Source organism: Streptomyces sp. SID13726 (genome assembly GCF_010548375.1).
GTDB lineage: Bacteria > Actinomycetota > Actinomycetes > Streptomycetales > Streptomycetaceae > Streptomyces.
Genome location: NZ_JAAGLY010000026.1, coordinates 33,868 through 57,239, shown reverse-complemented (window position 1 = coordinate 57,239; position 23,372 = coordinate 33,868). Strand labels below are relative to the sequence as shown.

Below are 23,372 nucleotides of genomic sequence, written 5' to 3'. Positions count from 1 at the left end.
AGCCTGCCGGGGCCCGTCACGCGGTGACCCGAAGGGCAGCGAGCTGTGCACGGAAGACTCCTGACGGCGCGTCGGCGGATCCCTAGCGTGGCCGGGTGAGCCTCTGGACTTCCCTGGAACCCGCCTCCGCGACCGTGGACCCGGGTGGCAGTACGACGGTGCGGTTGCGGCTGCGCAACACCGGTGACGTGGTGGACGAGTACCGCTTCGAACCGGTGGGACCGATCGCGCCGTGGACGACGGTGGAGCCGCCGACACTGCGGTTGTTCCCGGGGACGACGGGGACGGTCGACCTGACGTTCTCCCCGCCGCGCACACCGGATGCGGCGGCCGGACCGAACCCGTACGCGGTGCGGATCACGCCGACGGAGCATCCGGAGGCGACGACGGTCCCGGAGGGGAACCTCACCATCACTCCGTTCACGGAGGTCCGGGCGGAACTCGTCCCCCCGACCGTGAAGGGGCGTTTCCGGGGACGGCCGAGGCTGGCCGTGGACAACCTCGGCAACACCAAGCTCACCGCGTCGATCAGCGGTAGCGACAACGGCGACCAGCTGGCGTACGAGATCCATCCGGGCAGTGTGCAGATCGAGCCGGGTCGGGCCGCGTTCGTGCGGACGACGCTGAAGCCGCGGCAGATCATCTGGTTCGGGTCGAAGGAGCAGCGTCCGTTCACGCTGAACGTGCTGCGATCCGGCGTCAACCCCCTTCCCGTGGAAGGGACTTACATCCAGCGAGGCTTCCTGCCCCGCTGGCTGGCCACCTTCTTCGGTGTCCTCCTCGCCCTCACCATCACCTTCGTCATGCTGTGGATCGCCCACAAGCCCACGGTGATCAGCGGCGCCACTGAGGAGACGGCCGCCGGTGCCACCCTCGCCCCCAGCGCCTCTCCGAGTGCCACCCCGGCCCTGCCGCCGGCCCCCGCTCCGGTCGCGACCAGCGCCGCCCCGTCCGCCGACTCGGGGGACTCGGGAGGGGGCGGAGGCGGAGGCGGTGCCACGCCCACGGTGACCGCCAAGCCCAAGGCCGACACGGCGGCGACCGCGGTGAACCGCCTGGCCGTGAACGACCCCGGCGGACGGCACATCTGCTACCGGGCGTTCGTCGACGGCAAGGGCTGGCAGAAGCCGGTGTGCGACGGCACGATGAGCGGCACGGCCGGTCAGGGCAGGTCCATCACGGCGCTCAACGTGGCGGTGTACGGCGTCCAGGGCTCCGCGGGCACCGCCATGGTCTACGACCCCGACTCGACCAACGGCCAGGGCAAATGGCTGCCGAGCTGGACGGCGATCAAGGCGGACGGCAGGGACAACTACATCGGCAGCTCGAAGGCGGACGCGCCGTACCTGGTGACCTTCGTCTACAACGTCGGCTCCGGTCAGGCCTGCAACTCGGTCAAGGTCCGCTACAAGGAGTGGAGCGACCAGGTCTGCAACAACGCGCGCCCCGACCTCAACACCGCCGGCAACTTCGACAACTCCCGCTTCATCGAAGCCATCAAGCTGACGGTGTGAGGCCGTGACTCTCTGGACTTCCCTGGAACCCGCCTCCGCGACCGTGGACCCGGGTGGCAGTACGACGGTGCGGTTGCGGCTGCGCAACACCGGTGACGTGGTGGACGAGTACCGCTTCGAACCGGTGGGGCCCCTCGCACCGTGGACGACGGTCGAACCACCCTCCCTGCGCCTGTACCCGGACACCACCGGCGCGGTGGAGCTGACGTTCGCTCCGCCGCGTTCGCCGGACGCGGTGGCGGGTCCGAACCCGTACGCGGTGCGGATCACGCCGACGGAGCATCCGGAGGCGACGACGGTCCCGGAGGGGAATCTGACGATCACTCCGTTCACGGAGGTCCGGGCGGAGTTGGTGCCCCCGACCGTGAAGGGGCGTTTCCGGGGACGGCCGAGGCTGGCTGTGGACAACCTCGGCAACACCAAGCTCACCGCGTCGATCAGCGGGAGTGACAACGGTGACCAGCTGGCGTACGAGATCCATCCGGGCAGTGTGCAGATCGAGCCGGGGCGTGCGGCGTTCGTGCGGACGACGCTGAAGCCGCGGCAGATCATCTGGTTCGGGTCGAAGGAGCAGCGTCCGTTCACGCTGAACGTGCTGCGATCCGGCGTCAACCCCCTTCCCGTGGAAGGGACTTACATCCAGCGAGGGTTCCTGCCCCGCTGGCTGGCCACCTTCTTCGGTGTCCTCCTCGCCCTCACCATCACCTTCGTCATGCTGTGGATCGCCCAGAAACCCGCGGTGATCAGCGGCGCCACCGAGGAGACCACCGAGGCGGGGGTGGCGCTGTCGCCCTCCCCTTCGGCCAGCCCGGTTCTCTCGCCCGCCGCACCGGCGCCCTCCCCGTCCGTGCAGACCGACCAGAAAAGCGGCGGCACGGACGGCGGGTCCGGCGGTGGCGGTGGTGCCTCGGCCCCGCCGAAGAAGAAGACGCCGAAGCCCGTCGTACCCGCGACGAACGTGCTGCTGCGCAACCCCACCACCAAGAAGTGCGCGGACATCCCCGGCTACGACCAGGGCACGATCAATGGGCCCGTGCGCGAGTTCACCTGCGACGGCACCGACAACGACAACCAGCTGTGGAACCTGGAAGTGAAGTACGCCAAGGACGGACCCGGCGGCACGGCCCTCTTCCAGATCCGCAACGTCAAGGACCAGCTCTGCATGGATCTGCCCAACTACGGGGCGGAGCCCGTCCGTTCGCCGATCACGGAGTACACCTGCGACGGCACCAAGGCCGACAACCAGCTGTGGTGGATCGAGAAGCAGGAGAGCGGCGCCTACTGGATCCGCAACTTCGCCAGCGACAACAAGTGCCTCGACGTGGCCGGTTACAGCACCGGCGGCGACGACACCGACCTCACTCTGTTCGACTGCTCCAACGACGACGACCAGGAGTGGCTGGTCATCCACCCCCAGCAGGGCTGACGGCGGGGCCGGTCACCAGGTGCCCTCACCCGGCACCAGCCGGCCCGCCTTGCGGTACTCGCGGCGGGCGCCCTCCAGCAGGTCGGCGCCCGTGACGAGGTCGTCCCGGCCGGCGGCGAGATACGCGGCCGTCACCACGGCGCTGCGGATCGAACCGCCCGCCAGCTCGAAGTCGGCCGCCACGGAGTCGAGTCGGACGTCCGGCACACAGGGCACATGGGTCAGGCTGTGCCGCCACAGCGCGATCCGCTGCCCGGCGTCCGGGAACGGGAAGTCCACCACCAGGTCGAGACGGCGGGTGAAGGCCTCGTCGATGTTGGCGCGCAGGTTGGTGGTGAGCAGGGCGATCCCGTCGAAGGACTCCAGCCGCTGGAGCAGATACGCGCTCTCCATGTTGGCGTACCGGTCGTGCGAGTCCTTCACCTCGGACCGCTTCCCGAACACGGCGTCGGCCTCGTCGAAGAGGAGCACCGCGTCGGTACGGTCGGCCTCGGTGAAGATGCGCTCCAGGTTCTTCTCGGTCTCGCCGACGTACTTGTCGACCACCGACGACAGCTGGACCACATAGAGATCCAGGCCCAGTTCGGCGGCCACCACCTCGGCGGACAGGGTCTTGCCCGTCCCCGACTCGCCGGCGAACAGACCGAGCACACCCCGGCCCCGCCCGCCGCCCGCGCTGAGCCGCCAGTCGCCGAGGACCCGGTCCCGGTGCCGGGCGCGCAGCGCCAGTTCGTGCAGCTGCGTCAAGGGCCGCTCGGGCAGCACCAGATCGTCCCAGCCGACGTCCGGCCGAATCCGCCGGGCGTGCTGTTCGAGGCCCGAGGCGGACTGCTGGCGGGCGGCGAGACGCAGATGGACGGGTGAGAGCGGGGTCCCGTCGAAGCGCGCGAGACTCCGGGCCGCGTGGGCGGCACGGGCGATGCGGTCACCGGGCAGGTGGTACGGGGCGACCGTGGCCGCCAGGTCGAAGTCCGGCTCCTCGCCCAGCGCGGCCGACCAGGCGCGCAGCGCGCCCGTGTGCTGCGGGGGCACGTCCAGCGCGAGCGGGTCCCGGTCGCACCAGTGCGGGTCGTAGGGGCGCGGACCCGCGATCAGTACCGGGACGTCCGTCGTGTCCCCCAACTCCCGGACCAGCTCGGCGGGTTGCTCGGGCAGCCCGGTGACGACGACCGCGAGCCCGCCCAGCCGTGCCTCCCGCAGCAGGTCCGGGACCCGGTCGCCGGGGCCCGAGAAACGCACGGCGGGGACCCCGGCGGTGTGCAGCGCGGCGGCGGCGCAGGCGAGCCCGTCGCCCTCGCGGCGCTCACGGAGGTAGACGACCAGCGGGACACCGGCGCTCAGCCGCGCGGCCAGCCGGTCCGTGAAGTGGGCGAACCCGCCGTCGGGCAACGGCTCCTGGCCGTCGTACGACCGTGTCGGCGCGGGCAGCGGATGGAGGTGACCGGCGAGTGCCGCGTCGGGGGTGTCGTCGCCCAGCAGATGGGCCACCAGCCGGTCCGGGACGCGCAACGAACGGCTGGGGAAGGGGCGTTCGGGCTCCTCCACGGTCAGCAGTCCGAGCCGGCACAGCGGGGCCGTGGGGTGCAGCCGGGCCCGGGCGCCGGGGGAGTGCAGGGGTGCGCCGAGCAGGTCGAGGGCGAGCGAGACGGTGGCCCGGCGGCGGCTGACGTCGTCGTTGAGATAGCCGTACAGCGGCTCGAAGCCGCGGTCCAGGTCGGGGGCGACGGCGATGAGCAGCAGCGCCGCGTCCAGCTCGGTGAGTCCGAGCCGCGCGCACAACTCCGCCAGTCGGTCGTGCGGTTGCTCGGCGAGTGCGGGCAGGGCGTCCGGGTCCGGCGGCTCCACCGGCCGCAGCAGATGCCGTACCGCCTCCTCCGGCAGATACAGCCCGCGCAGCGGGTCCCCGGCCGTGGGGTCCCCGGCGGACCGGTGCTCCACGAGCAGGGCGACCCGGTCGCGCAGCGCCTGAAGCCGGACGAGGAGCGCGTCGGCGGCGTCGGCGGAGTCGCGGTCCGCTGAGGCCGGTGCCTCTGAAGCCGGTGCCTCTGAGGCCGGTATCTCTGCGGCCAGTGCCTCTGAGGCCGGTGTCCCCGACGCCAGCGCCTCTGAGTCCAGCGTCCCCGACGCCAGTTGACCGCCCGCATGCTCCGGCGTGCGCGTCGTCATCCGACCGGTCCCGCTTCCCGGCCGCCGCGCCCGGCCGCCGCGCGGGCGTCCTTGAGCGCCGCCACCTGTGCGGGGCGATGGGCGCGTTCCTCGGTGACCGGGGTGTCGTCGCCCAGGGTGCGGACGCGGACCGCGGCGCCCTCGGTGACGGGCGGCCCCGCGTCGTACTCGGGGTAGGCCGGGAAGGGCGCGGTGACCACGAGGTCGAGGGAGGGCTTGAGTTCACCGCCGAGGGCGGACCAGATCTCCGCGAGCGACCGGGCCTCGGTCTGGATGCCGGCCACCGACACCGGCACCGTGAGCCCCAACTCGCCGAGGGCGCCCGGAAGTTCCGAGGGCGCGATCAGCTCGCGGGGGATCAGAGTGGCCAACACGGCGGACAGCAGCCGGTGTTCGTCCTGCGGCTGCTTCGTCCACGCCGTCACCAGGTACGACAGCCGGAACCAGCGCGGCGGTTGGCGCCGCTTGACCACGACGTCCCGCTCGTCGACCACCGGAAGATGCCCCCGCTGACGGCGGTTGACGTCCTCGCGGATGTCGTACAGGTAGGCGTTGACGGCGGGGCCGGTGCGCCGGGCCGCCCAGTCCCGGGTCGGGGCGTCGAAGGCGACGTCGATGCCGGAACCCGCCAACGCACCGCCCCCGAGCAGCCTCTTGAGGACCTCGTCCACTTCGTGGATCACTTGTCGCACTCCCGCCCGCACCGCATGGAACCGCCGCCGTACCCGATCCTCCCCGCGCCCGGGCCGTCCGTGCAGGCACGCGAGGGACGGCCGAGGGGCCCGGCCGCGCTGCCCGAGGGGGCGGCGCGGGCTGCCCTTCCGGTCAGATGTAGCCTTCCCGCAGGGCATAGGCGACCGCGTGCGCCCGGTTGCGCAGATGCAGTCGGGTGGTCAGCCCGTGGATCACGTTCTTGACCGTGCGTTCGGAGTAGGACAGCTTGCCCGCGATCTCTCCGGTGTCGAGCCCCTCGGCGACCAGCCGCAGCACGTCCACCTCACGCGAGGTCAGCCCCGAGGACGGCACGCCGGTCCGGCCGCCGGTACCGCGGTGCAGCGCCCCCACCTGGCTGATCAGCCGCCCCAACAGGTCGGCGGGCAGGTCCCCGTCACCGCGCGCGGCCGCGAGCACGGCCTGCACCAGGCGGCTCGCGGTGGCCTCGTGCCGCCACACGATGGCGCCGACCCCGCACTCGATGACCTCCAGCAGTTCGCTCTCCCGCAGCGAGGTCACCACGAGCACGGCCCGCGCCCCCTCGCTGCGCACCAGCCGGCGCAGCCGGGTCAGCGCCGCGTCGTCGAGGACGTCGTCCACGAGGAGCGCCACCGTGCCGGGGCCCGAGGCGCTCTCCTCCCGGAGCTCGACCTCCGGATGCCGGCGCAGCTGGCCGATCGCACCTTCGCGCAGGATCGGATCGAGGGCGTGCACCGCCACGGGTATCCGCTCCGGTACGTCTGCCGTCCCGGTACGTCCGGTCCGCGATGAGCTGAACAAGCCTTTCCCCCAGATTCACGTGCCCGTCGCCTCTCGGGGGTTGGTGACGGACGTGTGGTGTCCACACTCCTGTGACGGATGGGGCGGGGCAATCGTGGACCACCACGAACAGCACCACGAGATCGCCGTACGACTACCACGGCCGTGTCGGTCCGCCCGGTTCCCGGACGACCGGTTCCGGCCACCGTGGGATGTGTCACGCCACCGCCCGGCGGCCTGATCCGTCCTCGACTGCGGTGCACGTCACGTCCGAGCAAGGAGGCAGCAATGTCCGAGGCCACGCCCGAGCAGCCACGCGGACACCGGGAGGCCGCCGCGCTGCTCACGGCAGCGGCCGCCCGCGCCCGGGCCGGCGCGGGGGGTCTGGTGCTGCTGCGCGGGGCCACCGGGACGGGCCGCACCACGGTCCTGGAGGCGGCCGCGGGGGCCGCCGCGGCGCACGGCATGCGCATCCTGCGCGCCCGCTGCACCCCCGGCGAGTCCACCGTGCCCTACGCGGCGTTATGCCAACTCCTGGGCCCGCTCAACGAGTCGGGGAAGGCCGCCGTGCAGCGCGCCACCGAGCGGGAGACCGGAACACTCCTGCGCGGGCTCCTGCGCCGGCACGCCGAGGCGTCCCCGCTGCTGCTCGCCGTGGACGACGTCCACCTCGCCGACCCGCCCTCCCACCGCTGGCTGGTGGAGACCGCCCGGCACGTGGACCACCTGGCCATGCCGGTCCTGCTGGCCGTCACCGAGCGCAGCCAGTACGACATCGACCCGCCCGCCGCGGGTTTCAGCCATACCCTCTCGCCCGCCCTCGTCCGCACCCGCACCCTCCCCCCGCTCACCCCGGACGCGGCGGCCGAACGGGTACGGGCCGCGTTCCCCGAGGCCCCCGCCCCCTGGGTCGCCGACTGCGTGCGGGCCGGCGCGGGCAGCCCCCTGCTGCTGCGCGCCCTCCTGGACGACCTCGCCGGCACCGACCGCGGCCCCGCCGTCCCCGAGACGGCCGCCGCCCTCTACCCCGGCGAGTACCAGGCGGCCGTCTCCTGGTGGCTGGACAGCGCGGGCCCCGGCACGACGGAGGTGGCCCGCGCCCTCGCGGCCCTCGAAGAGGGCTGGGACCGGGGGAACACCGCCCCCGAGCACCTCGGCGCGCTGGTCGCCGAACTGGCCGGGGTCGACCCCGCGCGGACGGCCGGCTGGCTCACCGCCATGACCGGACTCGGCCTGCTGCGGACCGACCAGGCCGGCCGGCCGTGCTACGCCCACCCCCTGTTACGGGACGCGGTGCTCACCGGCGTGCCCGCCACCCGGCGGCGCGCCGCCCGCCGGAGCGCCGCGGAGGCGATGCTGCACCGCGGTGCCCCCGTCGAGACCGTGGCCCGACAGTTGCTCCAGGCCGACCCGGTGCGCACCCCGTGGGCGCCGTCGGTGCTCCAGGACGCCGCCGCCCTCGCCCTGCGCGACGACCGCAACGACGACGCCGTCGCCTATCTGCGCCGCTCCCTCGACGAACCCCTGCCCGACGACCGCCGCCAGCGGCTGCTGACCGAACTGGGCTCCCTGGAGGTGGCGGGCGACCGGTCCTCGGCCGGCATCCCGCGGCTCACCGAGGCGCTGAAGCTGCCCGGTGCCCCGCAGGACCGGGTGCGCGCCGCGGTCGCCCTGGGCACCGCGCTCGCCGGACGCGGCCGGCCCCGCGCCGCGGTCGAGATGCTGCGCACGCTGGACGAGGAGTTCGCGGGCCGCCCGGAGCTCACCGGCCGCCCCGACCTCACCGGCACCCTGCAGAGCGCCTCCGCCCTGCTGTCCGACCACGACCAGACGGTCCGCCGCGAGGTGTACGACCGTATCTCCGACACCGTCGAACACACCCCGGAACTGGTCGGCCCGGCCACCCACGTCCTGCTCGTGCGCCACGCCGTCACCGCCGGACTCACCTCGGCGCGGGAGGCGATGCGACGGGTGCGGGCGCTGCTCGCCGAGCCGGCCGACCCGCTGACCGAGCCGTTCCTGGTGGGCACGGCCGCCGTGGTCGCCCAGTGGGCGGACGAACTCGACGAGGCACAGCGGCTCGTGGACCGGGGCATGGCCGGACAGCGCCCCGGCCTGCTGCACCCGATGCACCACTCCCTGCTCAACACCCAGGCCGACATCGCGGCGGCCCGCGGCGAGTACGGGAGCCTCCCCGCCGAACCGCTCCTGCTGCCCGCCGGCGGCCCCTCCAACGTGCAGGCGCACACCCTCATCGGCCTCGTGGAGCGGGGCCGTACAGCCGAGGCGCGGCACCTCGCGGACGGCTTCGACCTGGGCGAGGCGTCCGACTCCTGGGAGCTGAACCGGTTCCTGTACGCGCGGGGCATCCAGCGCCGCGCCGACGGCGACCCGGCGGGGGCGCTCCACGACTTCCTGGAGTGCGGCCGCCGCCAGTCCGCCCGCGAGGTGCTCAGCCCGGTCGTCACACCGTGGCGCTCCGCCGCCGCCGAGTGCCGCCTGACTCTGGGCGACCCCACGGGCGCGCTCACGCTGGCCGAGGAGGAACTGCGCCTGGCCAGGGAGTGGGGCACGCCCCGCACGGTCGGCCGCGCCCTGCGCGCACTGGCCGCGGTCACGGGCGGCCGCCGGGGTCTTGAGCTGGCCGAGGAGGCCGTACGACTGCTGCGGGCGGCGTCCGCCGAGGTGGAGCCGGAGTTGGTGGCCGCGCTGATCGCGCAGGGCCGGCTGCTGACCGCCGCCGGGGAGCGCGCGCGGGGCCGCAAGTGCCTGCGGGAGGCGGCCGAACGCGCCGAACGACTGGGCTCCGTACGCCTGCGAACCCTCACCGAGGAGGCCCTGGGTGAGGGCGGTGCCCGCCGCCCGGCCCTCGCCCGCACCGGCTCGGGCTCCCTCACCGGCAGCGAACTCCGCGTCGCCATACTCGCCGCCGACGGCCGCACCAACACCGAGATCGCCGACCTCCTGCACCTGGCCCGCCGCACCGTGGAGACCCATCTCACCAGCACCTACCGGAAGTTGGGGATACGGCGGAGGGGCGAGCTGCGGGAGGCGCTGGGCGCGGGCTAGCCCTCCGGCGGCGGGGCGACGGCCGGGGTCGTGCCGAGATGGTTGCCGGGGTCCTGGAGGAGCGTCCGCTGTGCCGTCAGCATCCGGCGGACCACGGGCTCCGGCATCCGGATCACCACCGGCCTGGTGAGGGTCGTCTCGCGTTCCGCCGTGCCGGTACGGCCGCTGCGGACCCGGTCGGTCACCCGGGCCACCGCCTTCACGTCCAGCGTGAACTGGACCAGGACCGACCGCATTTTCGGCTTGTGCAGCGGCATCGAGCCGGAGGAGTTCGCCGTCGCGTCGGTCGCGCCGGCCGCCCCGCCCGAGTTGCCCATCAGCTGGTTGAGGCGGAACTCGTCGGCGTTGAGCACACCGGCGCCCCCGAGACCCCGGGCCTGCCGGCCGTGGTCGGTCGAGCTCTGGCCGTCCGTCTGGGTGGGGCGCGGTGCCGACAGGCCGCTCTGCCCGACCGTCTCGAACGTCATCTTGTCGCCGACGCCCAGGACCCGCCCCTCGCGCAGCCGCGCGTGCAGCGAGGCGCGCAGGTCCTGGCCCGACGCCCCGGTCGCGTGCACCGGCGGCAGGTCGATCCCGGCGGCGGTGAGCAGCGGCAGCGCCGAGATCATCCACTCGGTGGAGACCGCCTCGTTCAGGGCGTAGGCGGCGGACTGGCCCCGGTCGCGGAACCGGTCGCCGCCGCCCGCCTCCCGTACGGCCGCGGCCAACGACTCCCGTACCTGCGCGATCCCCTGGAAGCCGTTGACCTGGGCCTCCATCGGCAGCCGCACACCGGCCGCGCGCCAGGCCCCGAGTCCGGCCGGGCTCCGGCCGGTCGCAGGCGCAGGCGCAGGTGCAGGTGCAGGTGCAGGTGCAGGCGCGGTCGCACTCGCTGTAGCTGTAGCTGTAGCCGTAGCCGTCTCCGTGGCCCGGCCGGTCACCGGTGGCCGGTCCGTGGGGGCGACCACCCGGTTGAGCGCCTCCAGGTCCTTCATGAGGACGCGATGGGTCAGCGCCAGTCCGCGGTGGCCGAGCAGGGCCAGCCCCAACCGCTTGTCGCCCCGGTACAGTTCGAGGCTCGCCCGGATCGGCACACGGATCTTCGCCGACGGCGCCGCGCTCGCCTCGGCGACCGTCTTCATGCCGAGCTGCCCCCGGCTCGCGGTGCCGTCGCGCCGGGAGCCGCCGGACGCGAACCCCAGGCCCGCGGCGCCCCCGGTGCTCTTCAACTGGCCCACCCCGCCCTCGGGTTTGCCCGATCCGGCGAACACGCCCTCGGCACCGGTCAGCACGCCCTGGTCGTGGGAGGCCGCGCGCTGCGAGACCGCCGAGGTGATGTACTCCATGTCGCGGCCGTCGTCCGCGGTGCCCGCGAAGGTGCCGGGGCCGTTGCGGGCGATCTTGAACACCGCCCAGTACGGCGTCCTGCGGCCGTCGAACAGCTCGACGGTGACCCCGCCGTCCATGGCGCCGGACAGCAGTCCGGCTGAGCCGTCCCGGTCCAGGACCCGCAGCAGCCGCTGCACGTTGTCGTTGCGGTCCTTGAGCTGCTGCCGGGGCAGCAGGTCGTCGGCGAGACCCCGCCCGCCCTGCCGGGCCAGGCTCGACCGCAGCATTCCGAGCAGCGGGACGAAGTCCGGCAGATCCTCGACCATGCCGAAGCCGAGGGCCGCGTCACCGCTCAGCGACGGACCGGCGGCCGCCCGCTCCCGGCCCGTACGGGAACCCTCCGCGGAACTCTCGCCCGGCACCGCGGCACGCCTGCCCGCAACGGCCGGGCGCTCGCCCTCCACGGCCGGGCGCTTGCCCCGCGCCCGGGACGACATGGGCAGCTCGGCCTCGGTGTCCAGCCCCAGCTGCCGTCTGATCCGCGGCGGCAGCTGCGCCTCCGACAGCCACACACCGGCCGCCGCCCGCAACGTCCGCGCCCCCTTGGCCACATGGGGACCGCCGACGGTGGTGCCGACCTCGGCGACCATGTTCACCAGCACATCGCACTGGACCAGATACAGCGGCGCCTTCTTCTTCGTGTGGGCGTTGCGCTCCACCGTGCCGGAGACCGTCGCCGCCTCGGAGTCGCCCTCGCTCCAGGTGCGGAAGCCCGTCACACCCTGCCCGGTGCGCCACTCGGTGCCGTTCTCCGCGACCGTGAAACCGCCCTGCAAGGTGCTGCTGGTGCCCTGACCGGTCTGCCCCGCGGACTGGTGTCCGCCCAGCACGAAGGTCTCCGTGCCGGGCCCCGCGCCCTGGTGCAGGAACCTCGGGTTGGCGAGGGCGATCCGGGTGCCCACGGCGCCGTTGAGGGCCGCGAGACGGCGCGGATAGCGGAGGTTGCGCACCACCCAGCCCGAGGACGCGGCCTGCCGCAGCGCCGCCTGGATCGCCCGCTCGCCGAACCGCTCCTCCACCGCCTGCCGCGGCGCGAGCCCCTCCGACTCCAGCGCGGTGTCCCGGAGCGCGCCCTTGTTGCCCGCGGCGGCCCGCGCCAGCAGCTCGAAGGCGAGGGCCCGTACGGGTTCCCCGTCGAGGGTCTCCACCAACTGCCAGTCCTTCAGCACGCGTCCGGCGGACGGCTTCGGGGTGAGCGCGGCCAGGTCGCCGATGCCCTCGGCGGCGAAGGCGTGGTCGGGCGCCGCGGGTCCGGCCCGGCGGGCGCCGACCGTCGCGTCGAGCCGCTCCTTGCCCTCCCGGTCAAGGGTGAACTCCGTCGGCGTGAGCAGCCGTACGTCCTGCTCCGGCAGGTTCAGCCCGCCCAGCAGCCGGGACTCCGGCGCGTCCCGGCCGGGGGAGCCGACGCTCAGGCCGCGGGCCAGTTTGCGTGGTCGTGAGGTCATCGTGACGCCCACCTCCAGCCGCAGCGGGGCCGTGAAGGCGCTGGCCGACTCCGAGCCGTTGGCCACGATGTCGCTGCGGCTGGAGGGACCCGCCTGGTTGCGCCGGGAGCCCGAGCTGTGCCGCTCGTAGCGGGCCGAGCCGGTCAGGACGCCGGGCACCAGCCGGGCCTGGCCGAGCACCAGACCGCCGATCGAGCGCGAACTGCTGCGTCCGCTGAGCGAGTTGGCGGTGACCCCGGAGTGCGAGCGCACCAACCAGTCCTTGACGTCGCCCTGGTAGGCGGTGTCGCCCAGCTCGCCCGTGACCCGCAGCTGTACGTCATGGGAGTGCAGCGTGGTCTTGCGGCGCAGCCGGACCGCGATGCCGGTGGACAGCAACTGGTCCTTGTTGACACGGAGGTTGGTCTCCGACAGGGCGGTCATCAGCTCCCGCTGGTTGCGCAGCTGGGCCGCGGCCTCCTCCTCGCTGGTGCGGGCGGCGGGCGGGGTGGCGCCGAAGGCGGGCAGATAGCCGGCGAGCCTCGGGTCGGTGGCGAACATCTCGTACACGGCCCGCACCATGGGGCCGGTGTCGATCTGGCTCAGCGCGACGCTCGACCCCCGGCCGCCGTAGGCGAGGTGCCGCTCCACCTCCACCTCGCCGCCGTCGCCGTCGGCCCGCCTCGGCTTCTCGGCGAACTCCCCGGCCTGCGTACCCGGCGGCAGCGGCAGCCCGAGGCTCTGCGCCTCGTCGGCCCGCAGGCTGATCCACACGTTCATCGTGTGTGTGGCGACCCGGCGCGCGGGATCGAGGACCATCTCGGCCGACCGCGGACCCGTGCCCTCGGCCGTGAACAGCACCGACCCGTGGTAGAGCACCTTCCCGCCCCGGACCTCGGCACCCTGCCGGCTGGAGACGGTCTGCTCCGCCGCGGTGAAGCGGGCCTGGCGGGCGCCGACGACCGGCATCGTGGTGCCCCGCAGCACGGCCGCGTTCCCGGAGGCGCCCAGCCCGAACGCCGGGCCCACGCCCCCGGTGACGGCCCGCCCCTTGCCCGCGCTCTCCGTGACCGAGGTCTGGGTCTGCTGGTGGGTGCGCAGCTGGGTGTTGCCGGTGCCCCAGCCGGGGGCGAGCGAGGTCAGGGCGGCGCTCAGGCGGTAACTGCCCGTCGTACGGCCGTCCTTGGAGTTCAGGTCCTCGCCGAGCACACCGTCCCGCAGCAGCCGGGGCATGTCCTCCAGGACCGTCGACGTGGCGGTCGCCTCGTACAGCCGGGCCAGGCCCGGTGCCCCGGGCGCGGTCAGGGCGGGGTGCAGGACGGACCGGACCGCGTCGAACAGACCGTGCCCGCCCTGGTGCGGGGCGGCGGTGTCGGTCACCGCGAGCGGCGCGAGCGAGTCGGCGAGGGAGACCCGCCGCGGGGTGGGGTCGTCGGCGGCGAAGGGCGCCGGGACGGGCGGAGTCCCGGTCCCGGCCGGGACCAGATGCTCGGTCGGTACCCGCTGGGTGAGCCCGCCGGAGCCGCGCAGGGTCTCCGTGTCCTCCGAGCCGTGCTTGCGCACCCGCACGACGTACTGCACCCGGCGCGCCACCTCGACCGAACCCTTGTCGCTGCGCAGCACCCGGGGCTCGGCGACACTGCGCTGGCGCCGCGACTCCCGCGAGGACTGCCAGGGCTGCGCGCTCCCGGTGGCGGCCCCGCCCAGCCACAGCCCCGGCACCACCGGCGCCAGCCCGAACACCGCGCCGCCCGCGCCGGTGCTCGACGAGCCGCCGGCCGTGGTGCTCGTGGTGGCGGCGGTGTTGTGCTGGACGTCGACCTTGGTGTCCTTGCCCTCGCTGTCGTCGTCCAGGCCGACCACCGGGGCCCCGTCCGCGTCCGGGACGGCATCGCCCACCTGGTCGTTCGGGTAGTGCACCGGCGGGCGGTCGTCGGGGGCCGGGGCGATGCGGACGGTGACGTCCCACCACTCCTTGCCCTTCACCCCCGCCACGGCGAAGGCGCGGCCCTGCCCGAAGAACGTCTCGGGCCGCCCGGCCAGTTCGGCGGCGATGTCGGAGACGGTCCCGTCACCGTGCCCGACGACCGCGGCGACCGCGTTCTTCACGAACTCGTGCCCGGTCAGCCCGTAGGCCGTCGACAGCCCGGCCGCCGCGAGGTCGTTCAGATACGGCGGCAGCACCAGGCCCGGGCGCGGCGCGGCGGTGGGTACGACGGCGGGCGGCGGCGCGGGCGGACGCGGCCGGCCCCCTTCCCGTTCCTGGCGCAGCGCCTGGGTGGTGGCCGCGTTCCCCGCGGCCTGCCGGAAGGCGAGCACGGAGTGGGGAGGCGCGCCGGAGAGGGCCGGTGCGGCGACGGGGGCGGATGCGGTGACGGAGGCCGGTGCGGTGACGGAGGCCGGTGGGGCGGCGGCGGGTGGCACCCGGGGCGCCGCCTGGGAGTCGCCGGTCCTGCCGTCCCCTGACTTCTGCTGTGTCCGCACTGCCTCAACGTAGCCACCCCAAAGGGGACTTCAGGCCCCTGGCTCAACTCCCGTCACTGTTGCCGCACTTGGTTCACCTGAGGGTCAAGTCCCCTGCACCTTCCGGTAACGCGCTACTCCCCGAAGAGCGCCTCCTGCTCCTCGAACAGCGCCGTCTAAGTGTCGTCGTCGCCGTCCTTCTCCCGCAACCGCCGATTGCGCGCCCCCACGACCAGCGCCGTCACCAGCCCCGTCGCCCCGAGGGCCACCGGAACCATCCACCCCCGGTTCACCGTGTGGCCCAGCGCGTGGTCCAGGGAGAGCCGGCCGGGTCCGGTGATCGCCAGCCCGGCCGCCGTCAGGCCCAGCGTGGCCGCGTACTCGTAGCCGCCGCTCGCGTTGAAGAAGCCGTTGGGCGCGTGCACCGCGGACGCCCCGGCCATCGCCCCGGCCGCCGCCGCACCCGCGGCCGGGGTCGCGAGCCCCAGCGCGAGCAGGGCGCCGCCGCCCGCCTCGGCCAGCCCCGCCGCCGTCGCGCTCTCCCGCCCCGGCGCGTAGCCGACGGACTCCATGAACTGGCCGGTCCCCTCGATACCGCCCCCGCCGAACCAGCCGAGCAGCTTCTGCGCACCGTGGGCGGCCAGCACACCCCCCGCCCCCAGCCGGAGCAGCAGCAGGCCCAGATCACGTCGGTCGTAGCAGGTCACGATCGCTCCAGGGAAGAACAGTGGAGAACAGAGAAGAGCAAGCCAGAACGGTGAAGACGGAACCCCACGGGTTTCCGCACCCCACGGGTTTCCACCGTCGCACCCCCCACACCCGCCCGACCGGTCCGCGCCGCCGTTCGGGTGGCGCACCCGGGGGAGCGGTGTGAGTCTGGCTGGCATGACGATTCAGACCGCCAAACTCAGCGACCCGGCCGTCCGCGCCTTCGTCAGCGCCGTCAACGCCCATGACCGCGAGGCCTTCCTGGCCCTGCTCGCGCCCGGCGCCACCATGGCCGACGACGGCACCGACCGGGACCTCGACGACTGGATCGACCGGGAGATCTTCTCCAGCCACGGTCATATGGACGTCGACAACGAGTCCCGGGGCGGCCGTGACCTCATCGCCCGCTACCGCAACGACACCTGGGGCGAGATGCGCACCCGCTGGCGCTTCGAGGTCGAGGACAGCGGCCGGATCTCCCGCTTCGAGACCGGCCAGGCATAAGATCCCGTACCCCTCTTGCCTTCGTGTGCACTCCAGGTCCTAGCGTTCTCGGACATGGAGATCACACGCACTCTCGGCCGCTCCGGCATCGAGGTCAGCGCGCTCGGCTTCGGCTGCTGGGCGATCGGCGGGGAATGGCAGTCCGCCGACGGCAACCCCCTCGGCTGGGGCAAGGTCGACGACGAGGAGTCCGTACGGGCGGTCCGGCGCGCCCTCGACCTGGGCGTCACCTTCTTCGACACGGCGGACACCTACGGCGCCGGACACAGCGAGCGGGTGCTCGGCCGCGCCCTCGGCAAGCGCCGGGACGACGTCGTCCTCGCCACCAAGTGGGGCAACGTCTTCGACGAGGAGTCCCGCACCCTCACCGGCCGCGACCACACCCCGGCCCACGCCCGCCGCGCGCTCACGGCCTCCCTCGCCCGGCTGGGCACCGACCGCATCGACCTCTACCAGCTCCACCTCTCCGACCTGGACCCGGCGCTCGCGGCCGAACTCCGGGACCAGTGCGAGGAGTTCGTGACCGAGGGCCTGATCCGCGCGTACGCCTGGAGCACCGATGACCCGGCCCGCGCCGGGGTCTTCGCGCGGGGGGAGCACTGCACGGCCGTGCAGCACCAGCTGAACGTGATGCAGGACGCGCCCGAAATGCTGGCCCTGGCAGGGGAGTCGAACCTCGCCAGCGTCAACCGCAGTCCCCTGGCGATGGGGTTGCTGGCCGGCAAGCGCCAAGGGCCGCAGGACGCGGGCGACATCCGCAGCAACCCTCCGGCCTGGCTCCAGGGCTTCGGCGACGGCGCTACGGCCGACCCGGAGTGGCTGAAGCGGATCGACGCGCTGAAGGAGATCCTGACGAGCGAGGACCGTACGCTCGCGCAGGGCGCGCTGGCCTGGATCTGGGCCCGCAGCCCGCGGACGGTCCCGATCCCGGGCTTCCGTTCGGTGGCTCAGGCGGAGCAGAACGCGGGCGCGATGGCGAAGGGGCCGCTCACCGCCGACCAGTTGACCGAGATCAACAAGCTTCTGGGGCGGTGAGCGGCCCGGGTCGTCCTGGCCCGGCTCCTACTGGGCGTACGACTGCTGCTGCTCGGTCAACGTGATCTGCCCGGCCTTGATCGTCGCGAGCCGAGGCGCCCGCCGGGCGATCGACGAGTCATGCGTGACCATGATGAACGTCAACCCGTACTCGTGCCACAGCCCTTCGAGCAGCGCCATGATCTCGTCCCGCATGGACTCGTCGAGGTTGCCGGTGGGCTCGTCGGCCAGCAGCACCTTCGGCTTCTTGACCAGCGCACGGGCGATCGCCACCCGCTGCTGCTGACCGCCCGACAGTTCGGAGGGCGCGTGGCTGAGCCGCTCACCCAGACCCACCGAGCGGAGCGCCTCCGCCGCGCGCTCCCGCCGTTCCGCCGGCTTCACGCCCAGCGGGACCAGCGCGGTCTCCACGTTCTCCTGGGCGGTGAGCGTGGGAATGAGGTTGAACGACTGGAAGATGATGCCGATCTTCTCGGCCCGCAGCCGTGTCAGCTTGGCCTCGCTGATGCGCGCGAGGTCCACGCCGTCCAGCTCGACGCTGCCCTCGGAGGGACGGTCCAGGCCGCCGATCATCTGGAGCAGCGTGGACTTGCCGCCGCCCGTCGGGCCCTGGATGACCAGCTGGTCGCCGTCCTCGATGGCGAGGTCGACACCGCGCAGTGCCTCGATCGTCTCCTTGCCGCGCGAGTAGCGCTTGGTGACGCCGGTGAGTCTGTACATGAGAGCTCCGTTGGGGATTCCGTAGCGAAGGGGGAGCGAAGCGGGGAGGGGTGTGACGGGGCGGCGTTACGAGACGCTGCGCAGCGCGTCGGCCGGCCGCATCCGGGACGCCCGCCAGCCGCCCATCGCGCCGGCGATCAGACCGCCGGTCACCGCGAGGCCCACCGCGAGCGCGATGGTGGTCATCGAGACCGGCGCGGACAGCGCGATCTCCATGGTGTTCTGGGAGGCCTGCTGACCCGGGCCGCCGCCACCGCCGGGGCCGCCGCCCATGCCGCCGCCACCGCCCCCGGTGCTGCCGAGCTGCGCGGTCAGCTTGGGGCTGATCATGGTCACCGCGTAGGCGGCCGCGAGGCCGAGGCCGATGCCGAGAACACCGCCGAGCAGGCCGTTCACCATGGACTCGCCGACGACCTGCCGGGTCACCCGGCGGCTCGGCCAGCCGAGCGCCTTCAGGGTGCCGAACTCCCGCACCCGGCGGGAGACCGCCGAGGAGGTCAGCAGCGCGGCCACCAGGAACGCGGCGACGAGCACGGCGATGGAGAGCCACTTGCCCACGCTGGTCGCGAGGTTGGAGGCGGTGGACAGTGAGCCGGACACGGTCTCCGCGAGATCGGCGGAGGTCGTGACGGTCGTACCGGAGATGTTCTTCTGGATCGCCGACTTGACGGAGTCGATCTGCTTGGAGTCGGTCGCCTTGACGTAGACCGTGGTGACCTGGTTCTTGGCGTCGGCCAGCGTCTGGGCCTGCTTCAGCGGCAGGTAGACGTCGGTGGTGGACTCGCTGCTGTCGGGCGTCGCGATGCCGATGACCGTGTACTTGGTGCCGGAGATCTTGAAGGTCTTGCCGACCTTGTAGGAGTTCTCCTTGGCGTACGACTTGCTGACGACCGCGACCTTCGCGTCGGTCTGCGTGGCGGTGAAGGTCTTGCCGGAGGTGATCTTGGAGCCGGCCAGCGGGCCGAGGGTCTGGTCGGTGACGTCCACGCCGGCGACCGAGTAGGAGTTCACGTCGAAGTTGGCGCCACCGCCCTGGACCTGGGGCGCGGCGGTGCTGTTGCCCGAACCGCCGCCGGAGCCGCCGCCCGGACCGCCCTGGCCCTGTCCCTGGGAGGAGCCGCTGCTCTGCGACTGGGCCTTGCCCTGGGTGAAGGACCCGTCGACCTTGGTGACGTTCAGGGTGAGCGCGCCCACCGCGCTCGCCACCCCGCTCTGCTTCGAGACCTTGGTGACCACGCTGGACGCCAGGGCCTGACCGCCCTGTGTCATCACACGGTCGGAACTCTGGGTGTCGTCGCTGTCGTTGGAGCTGGCGTCGAACTGGAAGTTCGGTCTGCCCGAGCTGTTGTCCGTGGGCGCCGACCTCGCCTTGGTGACGGTCATGTCGGTGCCGAGGCCGTAGAGCGACTTCAGGACCTTGTCCTGAGCCTGTGTCATACCGGCCGACACCGAGTTCACGGTGATGACCAGGGCGATTCCGAGCGCCAGACCCAGTGCGATGACCAGAGCCGCCTTCTTGCGCCGGCCCAGTTCGCGCTTGAGATAGATGCCAAACATCCCGTTCCTCGAAGGTTCTTGGCGCCCGCTGTGGGCGCTGCCTCAAGGTAGGGAGACAGGATTGAGCTGCCGTGAGTAAGGGATGTGTGAGGGCTGAGAAGGGATGTGCGTGAGCTGAGAATGTGTGCGGCGGCCGTCCACGGTCCGGTGCGTACCTCGCGGTCCCTCGCGAGATCCACCCCCACCCGGCTCATGGACGGCCGCCGCCCTCCCCCCTCGGCGGTCGGCGGAACGCCACTCCTCCAACTGTGAAGCTCTTGTGGAGGAGACGTGATGAGCATAAGCCGCCGACCGGCTGCGACGAGGGCGGAAGGACATATTCCGCTTGTGTAAATCGACCGCTCAACCACGCCCCACGTACGGCATGGCCGTCGCCAGTACGGTTGCGAACTGCACGTTCGCCGCCAGCGGCAGCTCCGCCATGTGCCGCACCGTGCGCGCCACGTCGGCCACGTCCATCACGGGCTCCGGCGCGACCTCCCCGTTGGCCTGCAATGCTCCGGTCTGCATCCGCTCGGTCATGTCGGTCGCCGCGTTGCCGATGTCGATCTGCCCGACCGCGATGCCGTACGGCCGGCCGTCGAGCGACAGCGCCTTGGTGAGGCCGGTGAGCGCGTGCTTGGTCGCGGTGTAGGCGGCGGAGTGCGGCCGGGGTGTGTGGGCGGAGATGGAGCCGTTGTTGATGATCCGGCCGCCCCGCGGGTCCTGCTCCTTCATCTGCCGGTACGCCGCCTGCGCGCACAGGAACGCCCCGTTGAGGTTGGTGTCCACCACGTGCCGCCAGGCGTCGTACGACAGCTCCTCCACCGGCACCCCGCCGGGCCCGAACGTCCCCGCGTTGTTGAAGAGCAGGTCCACCCGCCCGAACCGGCCGACCGTCGCGGCGAACAGCGCGGCCACGTCCTCGGGCCGTGAGACGTCGGTGCGCACGGCGATCCGGGCGCCCTCGGGCGCGAGGGCCGCCGTCTCCTCCAGCGTCCCGGTCCGCCGCCCCGCCAGCGCCACCGACCAGCCCGTGCGCAGCAGTTCCACGGCGACCGCGCGGCCGATTCCCGAGCCCGCGCCGGTCACCACCGCGACCTTCTCAGCAGCTTGCCTGTCGTCCATGGGCCGCAGCGTAGGCGAGAGTCCGCCATCTGGAACTCATTCGTCCGACACCTGGCTGTTGTGTACGCGCCAATCGGGAGTAGTTCTGGACCACTCCAATTGGTTTCTGCATCCATCAGTCAGGGGAGGACCGGATGACACACGACACCCGCACGTCGCAGCATGCCCCCGAACTCCGCGCCGCCGCACGCCACTTGCACCGCCGACGCTTCCTGACCGTGACCGGCGCGGCCGTCGCGCTCGCCTTCTCCGTGAACCTGCCGACCGCCGGAGTGGCGAGCGCCGCCGAGCTGGACGCCGCGAAGATCACCGAGAACCCCTTCACGCTCGGCATCGCCTCCGGCGACCCGCTGCCCACCTCCGTGCTGCTGTGGACCCGCCTCGCCCCCACCCCCTACCAGCCCGACGGCGGCCTGCCCGCCGAACGCGTCCGGGTCCACTGGGAAGTGGCGTACGACGAGAAATTCCGCCGGATCGCCAGACGCGGTACGGCCGTCGCGCACCCCGAGTTCGACCACACCGTGCACGTCGAGGTGGACCACCTCGGCTCCGACCGGGTCTTCTACTACCGCTTCCGCGCGGGCCGGTGGATCAGCGAGACCGGCCGCACCCGCACCGCCCCGGCCGCCGGCGCCCGCAACCGGGAGCTCACCTTCGCCGGGGTCTCCTGCCAGGCGTACACCGACGGCTACTGGACGGCGTACCGCCATCTCGCCGACGAGGACGTCGACGCGGTCTTCCACTTCGGCGACTACCTGTACGAGTACGCCGTCAACGCGGTGGGCGGCTACCGCAACTACACCGACCGGACCGTCCCCGACATCTTCAACCACGAGACCATGACGCTGGAGGACTACCGGCTGCGGTACGCCCTCTACAAGACCGACCCCGACCTGATCGCGGTCCACGCGGCCCACCCCTTCGTGGTCACCTGGGACGACCACGAGGTCGAGGACAACTACGCCGACGACATCCCCCAGAACGACGTCCCGCCGGAGGAGTTCCTGCTGCGCCGGGCCGCCGCCTACCGCGCCTACTGGGAGAACCAGCCGCTGCGCCGCCCGCAGCTCCCGGTCGGCCCGGACGCCCAGCTCTACCGGCGGCTGCACTGGGGCCGGCTCGCCCAGTTCGACATCCTCGACACCCGCCAGTACCGCTCCGACCAGGCCTACGGCGACGGCCTGGACCTGCCGGGCCCTGACATCGACGACCCGGCGCGCACCATCACCGGCGACGAGCAGGAGCGGTGGCTGATCGACGGCTGGCACGCCTCCCGGGCGCTGTGGAACGTCGTACCGCAGCAGGTGAACTTCTCCCAGCGCAAGCTCGACGTGGCGCCCGTCGCCCGGCTCTCGATGGACGCCTGGGACGGCTACCGGGCCTCGCGCCGCCGGATCCTCGACGGCGCCAAGGACGCGGGCGTCGAGAACCTCATGGTCCTCACCGGGGACGTGCACGTCGCCTACGCCTACGACATCAAGGACGACTTCGACGACCCGGACTCCCGCACCCTGGGCACCGAGATCGTCCCCACGTCGATCTCCAGCGGCCGGGACGGCGCCGAACACCTCCCGACCTGGGAGACGTACACCCGGGCCAACCCGCACATGAAGTTCTACGACGGCCGGCGCGGCTACGGAATCATCCGGCTCGACCGCGAGCAGGCGCGCGCCGACTTCAGGGTCGTGCCGTACGTCACCACGCCGGGGGCGCCCGTCCTCACCGCCGCGTCCTTCGTCACGGAGGTCGGCAACCAGGGGCTCAGGCAGGTGTGAGGTCCGCCTCGTGGGGATAGCGGACGCCGATGCGGTCGCGCACCGCGTCGAGCGTCCGCATCACCGCGAGCGTGCCGTCCAGCGGGACCAGCGGGGACTGCTTCTCGCCGGCCCGCAGCGCCCGCATCACCTCGCGGGCCTCGTGCTTGAGGCTGTTGCGGGGCCCGTCCGCCGGGTCGGCGGTGAACTCCTCGGGGTCACGGCCGTCCCGGTGCAGGACGAAGCGGTCCGGGTGGAAGAAGCCGTTCGGGATGTCGATCCGGCCCAGCGAACCGGTCACGGAGGCGATGGTGGCGGTGCCGCCGGTCAGCGAGCAGTGCAGCGAGGCCAGCGCCCCGCTCTCCCAGGACAGCAGCGCGCCCGTCTGGAGGTCGACGCCCTCCTCGGACAGCACCGCCTTCGCCATGACCTCCGACGGCTCCCCGAGCAGCAGATGCGCGAACGACACCGGGTACACCCCGAGGTCCAGCAGCGCGCCGCCGCCCTGCGCCGGGTCCCGCAGCCGGTGCGCGGCCGGGAAGGGGCCGGCGAGACCGAAGTCGGCCTGTACGGTGCGGACCTCGCCGATCGCGCCGTCGTCCACGAGCGCCTTCAGCCGCCGGATCAGCGGGTTGCAGTACATCCACATGGCTTCCATGAGGAAGCTGTCGTGCTGTTCCGCCAGGCCCACCAGCTCTTCGGCCTCGCGGGCGTTGAGCGTGAACGCCTTCTCGCACAGCACGTTGCGCCCGGCGGCCAGGCAGAGCCCGGCGGCCGCGCGATGCGCCGAGTGCGGGGTGGCGACGTACACGACATCGATGTCCGCGTCCTCGGCCAGGGCGTTCCAGTCGCCGTACGCCCGCTCGATGCCGAACCGCTCCGCGAACGTCCGCGCCGAGGCCTCGGACCGCGAGGCCACCGCCACCACCTCCGCGTCCGGCAGATCCACCAGGTCCGCGGTGAAGGCGGCCGCGATCCCGCCCGTCGCCAGAATCCCCCAGCGCACGCTCTGCTCCGTCATCCCCGGCTCCACCCTCGCTCACGCGACCATCGCCACCTTGTACGAGCTGAGAGCATAGGTGGC

At 72.9% G+C, this 23,372-nt stretch carries 15 protein-coding genes; 6 read left to right on the top strand and 9 right to left on the bottom strand.

The genetic code is table 11. From position 1 onward, the window contains the following. Positions 1-95 precede the first annotated feature (95 nt). Together G3I78_RS39835 and G3I78_RS39830 are read left to right on the top strand one after the other, a co-directional pair. A complete protein-coding gene (locus G3I78_RS39835) occupies positions 96-1,514 on the top strand; it encodes a hydrolase (RefSeq protein ID WP_164434062.1) in 1,419 nt (472 codons plus the stop codon). 4 nt (positions 1,515-1,518) lie between these two features. Further along, positions 1,519-2,940 (top strand): RICIN domain-containing protein, encoded by a 1,422-nt coding sequence (locus G3I78_RS39830; protein ID WP_164434060.1) that lies wholly within the window; start codon positions 1,519-1,521, stop codon positions 2,938-2,940. 12 nt (positions 2,941-2,952) lie between these two features. On the opposite strand, the gene G3I78_RS39825 is transcribed toward G3I78_RS39830, so the two are convergent. The 3 genes from G3I78_RS39825 to G3I78_RS39815 all read right to left on the bottom strand — a co-directional run bounded on the left by G3I78_RS39825 (position 2,953) and on the right by G3I78_RS39815 (position 6,600). Beyond that, complete coding sequence (locus G3I78_RS39825) at positions 2,953-5,106, bottom strand: AAA family ATPase (RefSeq protein WP_203616145.1); 2,154 nt, start codon at positions 5,104-5,106, stop codon at positions 2,953-2,955. After that, positions 5,103-5,789 carry a DUF4255 domain-containing protein gene (locus tag G3I78_RS39820; RefSeq protein WP_164434058.1) on the bottom strand — a complete coding sequence of 229 codons (687 nt, stop codon included), beginning with the start codon at positions 5,787-5,789 and terminating at the stop codon, positions 5,103-5,105. Before G3I78_RS39820 ends, G3I78_RS39825 begins: the two co-directional genes overlap by 4 nt. Before the next feature lie 142 nt (positions 5,790-5,931). Continuing rightward, on the bottom strand, positions 5,932-6,600 hold the full coding sequence (locus G3I78_RS39815; RefSeq protein ID WP_164434056.1) for a response regulator transcription factor: 669 nt from the start codon (positions 6,598-6,600) through the stop codon (positions 5,932-5,934). 267 nt (positions 6,601-6,867) lie between these two features. Between G3I78_RS39815 and G3I78_RS39810 the strand changes: the two genes are divergently transcribed. Then, positions 6,868-9,648 carry an AAA family ATPase gene (locus G3I78_RS39810; RefSeq protein ID WP_164434054.1) on the top strand — a complete coding sequence of 927 codons (2,781 nt, stop codon included), beginning with the start codon at positions 6,868-6,870 and terminating at the stop codon, positions 9,646-9,648. Here G3I78_RS39810 and G3I78_RS39805 read toward each other — a convergent pair. Next, entirely contained in the window at positions 9,645-14,924 is a 5,280-nt protein-coding gene (locus G3I78_RS39805; RefSeq protein ID WP_343243966.1) for a hypothetical protein, read from the bottom strand. The two genes, G3I78_RS39810 and G3I78_RS39805, sit on opposite strands and share 4 nt — an antisense overlap. 155 nt (positions 14,925-15,079) lie before the next feature. Further along, a complete protein-coding gene (locus tag G3I78_RS39800; RefSeq protein WP_164434052.1) occupies positions 15,080-15,610 on the bottom strand; it encodes a DoxX family membrane protein in 531 nt (176 codons plus the stop codon). Positions 15,611-15,788: 178 nt separating this feature from the next. On the opposite strand from G3I78_RS39800, the gene G3I78_RS39795 reads away from it, so the two are divergent. Next, positions 15,789-16,115: a nuclear transport factor 2 family protein gene (locus tag G3I78_RS39795; RefSeq protein WP_164434050.1), complete on the top strand. Its 327-nt coding sequence runs from the start codon at positions 15,789-15,791 to the stop codon at positions 16,113-16,115. Positions 16,116-16,169: 54 nt separating this feature from the next. After that, a complete protein-coding gene (locus G3I78_RS39790; RefSeq protein WP_164434048.1) occupies positions 16,170-17,150 on the top strand; it encodes an aldo/keto reductase in 981 nt (326 codons plus the stop codon). A gap of 27 nt (positions 17,151-17,177) precedes the next feature. Here the strand turns inward: G3I78_RS39790 and G3I78_RS39785 are convergent, their stop codons facing one another. From G3I78_RS39785 to G3I78_RS39775, 3 genes are all read right to left on the bottom strand, one after another. Next, on the bottom strand, positions 17,178-17,870 hold the full coding sequence (locus tag G3I78_RS39785; protein WP_164434046.1) for an ABC transporter ATP-binding protein: 693 nt from the start codon (positions 17,868-17,870) through the stop codon (positions 17,178-17,180). 66 nt (positions 17,871-17,936) lie between these two features. After that, positions 17,937-19,427 (bottom strand): ABC transporter permease, encoded by a 1,491-nt coding sequence (locus G3I78_RS39780; protein ID WP_164434044.1) that lies wholly within the window; start codon positions 19,425-19,427, stop codon positions 17,937-17,939. Between the two features lie 342 nt (positions 19,428-19,769). Next, positions 19,770-20,534, bottom strand: coding sequence for an SDR family oxidoreductase (locus tag G3I78_RS39775; protein ID WP_164434042.1), 765 nt, complete (start codon positions 20,532-20,534; stop codon positions 19,770-19,772). A gap of 134 nt (positions 20,535-20,668) precedes the next feature. Here G3I78_RS39775 and G3I78_RS39770 point away from each other — a divergent pair, with 134 nt between their 5' ends. Then, on the top strand, positions 20,669-22,309 hold the full coding sequence (locus G3I78_RS39770) for an alkaline phosphatase D family protein (RefSeq protein ID WP_164434040.1): 1,641 nt from the start codon (positions 20,669-20,671) through the stop codon (positions 22,307-22,309). Here G3I78_RS39770 and G3I78_RS39765 read toward each other — a convergent pair. Then, a complete protein-coding gene (locus G3I78_RS39765) occupies positions 22,296-23,309 on the bottom strand; it encodes a Gfo/Idh/MocA family oxidoreductase (protein ID WP_164434039.1) in 1,014 nt (337 codons plus the stop codon). The two genes, G3I78_RS39770 and G3I78_RS39765, sit on opposite strands and share 14 nt — an antisense overlap. Between the last annotated feature and the right edge of the window lie 63 nt (positions 23,310-23,372).

Excerpts from the sequence above, each read along its gene's own strand:
- G3I78_RS39825 (WP_203616145.1), bottom strand. The coding sequence starts at position 5,106 with ATGACGACGCGCACGCCGGAGCATGCGGGCGGTCAACTGGCGTCGGGG.
- G3I78_RS39810 (WP_164434054.1), top strand. The coding sequence starts at position 6,868 with ATGTCCGAGGCCACGCCCGAGCAGCCACGCGGACACCGGGAGGCCGCC.
- G3I78_RS39795 (WP_164434050.1), top strand. The coding sequence starts at position 15,789 with ATGACGATTCAGACCGCCAAACTCAGCGACCCGGCCGTCCGCGCCTTC.
- G3I78_RS39790 (WP_164434048.1), top strand. The coding sequence starts at position 16,170 with ATGGAGATCACACGCACTCTCGGCCGCTCCGGCATCGAGGTCAGCGCG.
- G3I78_RS39785 (WP_164434046.1), bottom strand. The coding sequence starts at position 17,870 with ATGTACAGACTCACCGGCGTCACCAAGCGCTACTCGCGCGGCAAGGAG.
- G3I78_RS39780 (WP_164434044.1), bottom strand. The coding sequence starts at position 19,427 with ATGTTTGGCATCTATCTCAAGCGCGAACTGGGCCGGCGCAAGAAGGCG.
- G3I78_RS39775 (WP_164434042.1), bottom strand. The coding sequence starts at position 20,534 with ATGGACGACAGGCAAGCTGCTGAGAAGGTCGCGGTGGTGACCGGCGCG.
- G3I78_RS39770 (WP_164434040.1), top strand. The coding sequence starts at position 20,669 with ATGACACACGACACCCGCACGTCGCAGCATGCCCCCGAACTCCGCGCC.
- G3I78_RS39765 (WP_164434039.1), bottom strand. The coding sequence starts at position 23,309 with ATGACGGAGCAGAGCGTGCGCTGGGGGATTCTGGCGACGGGCGGGATC.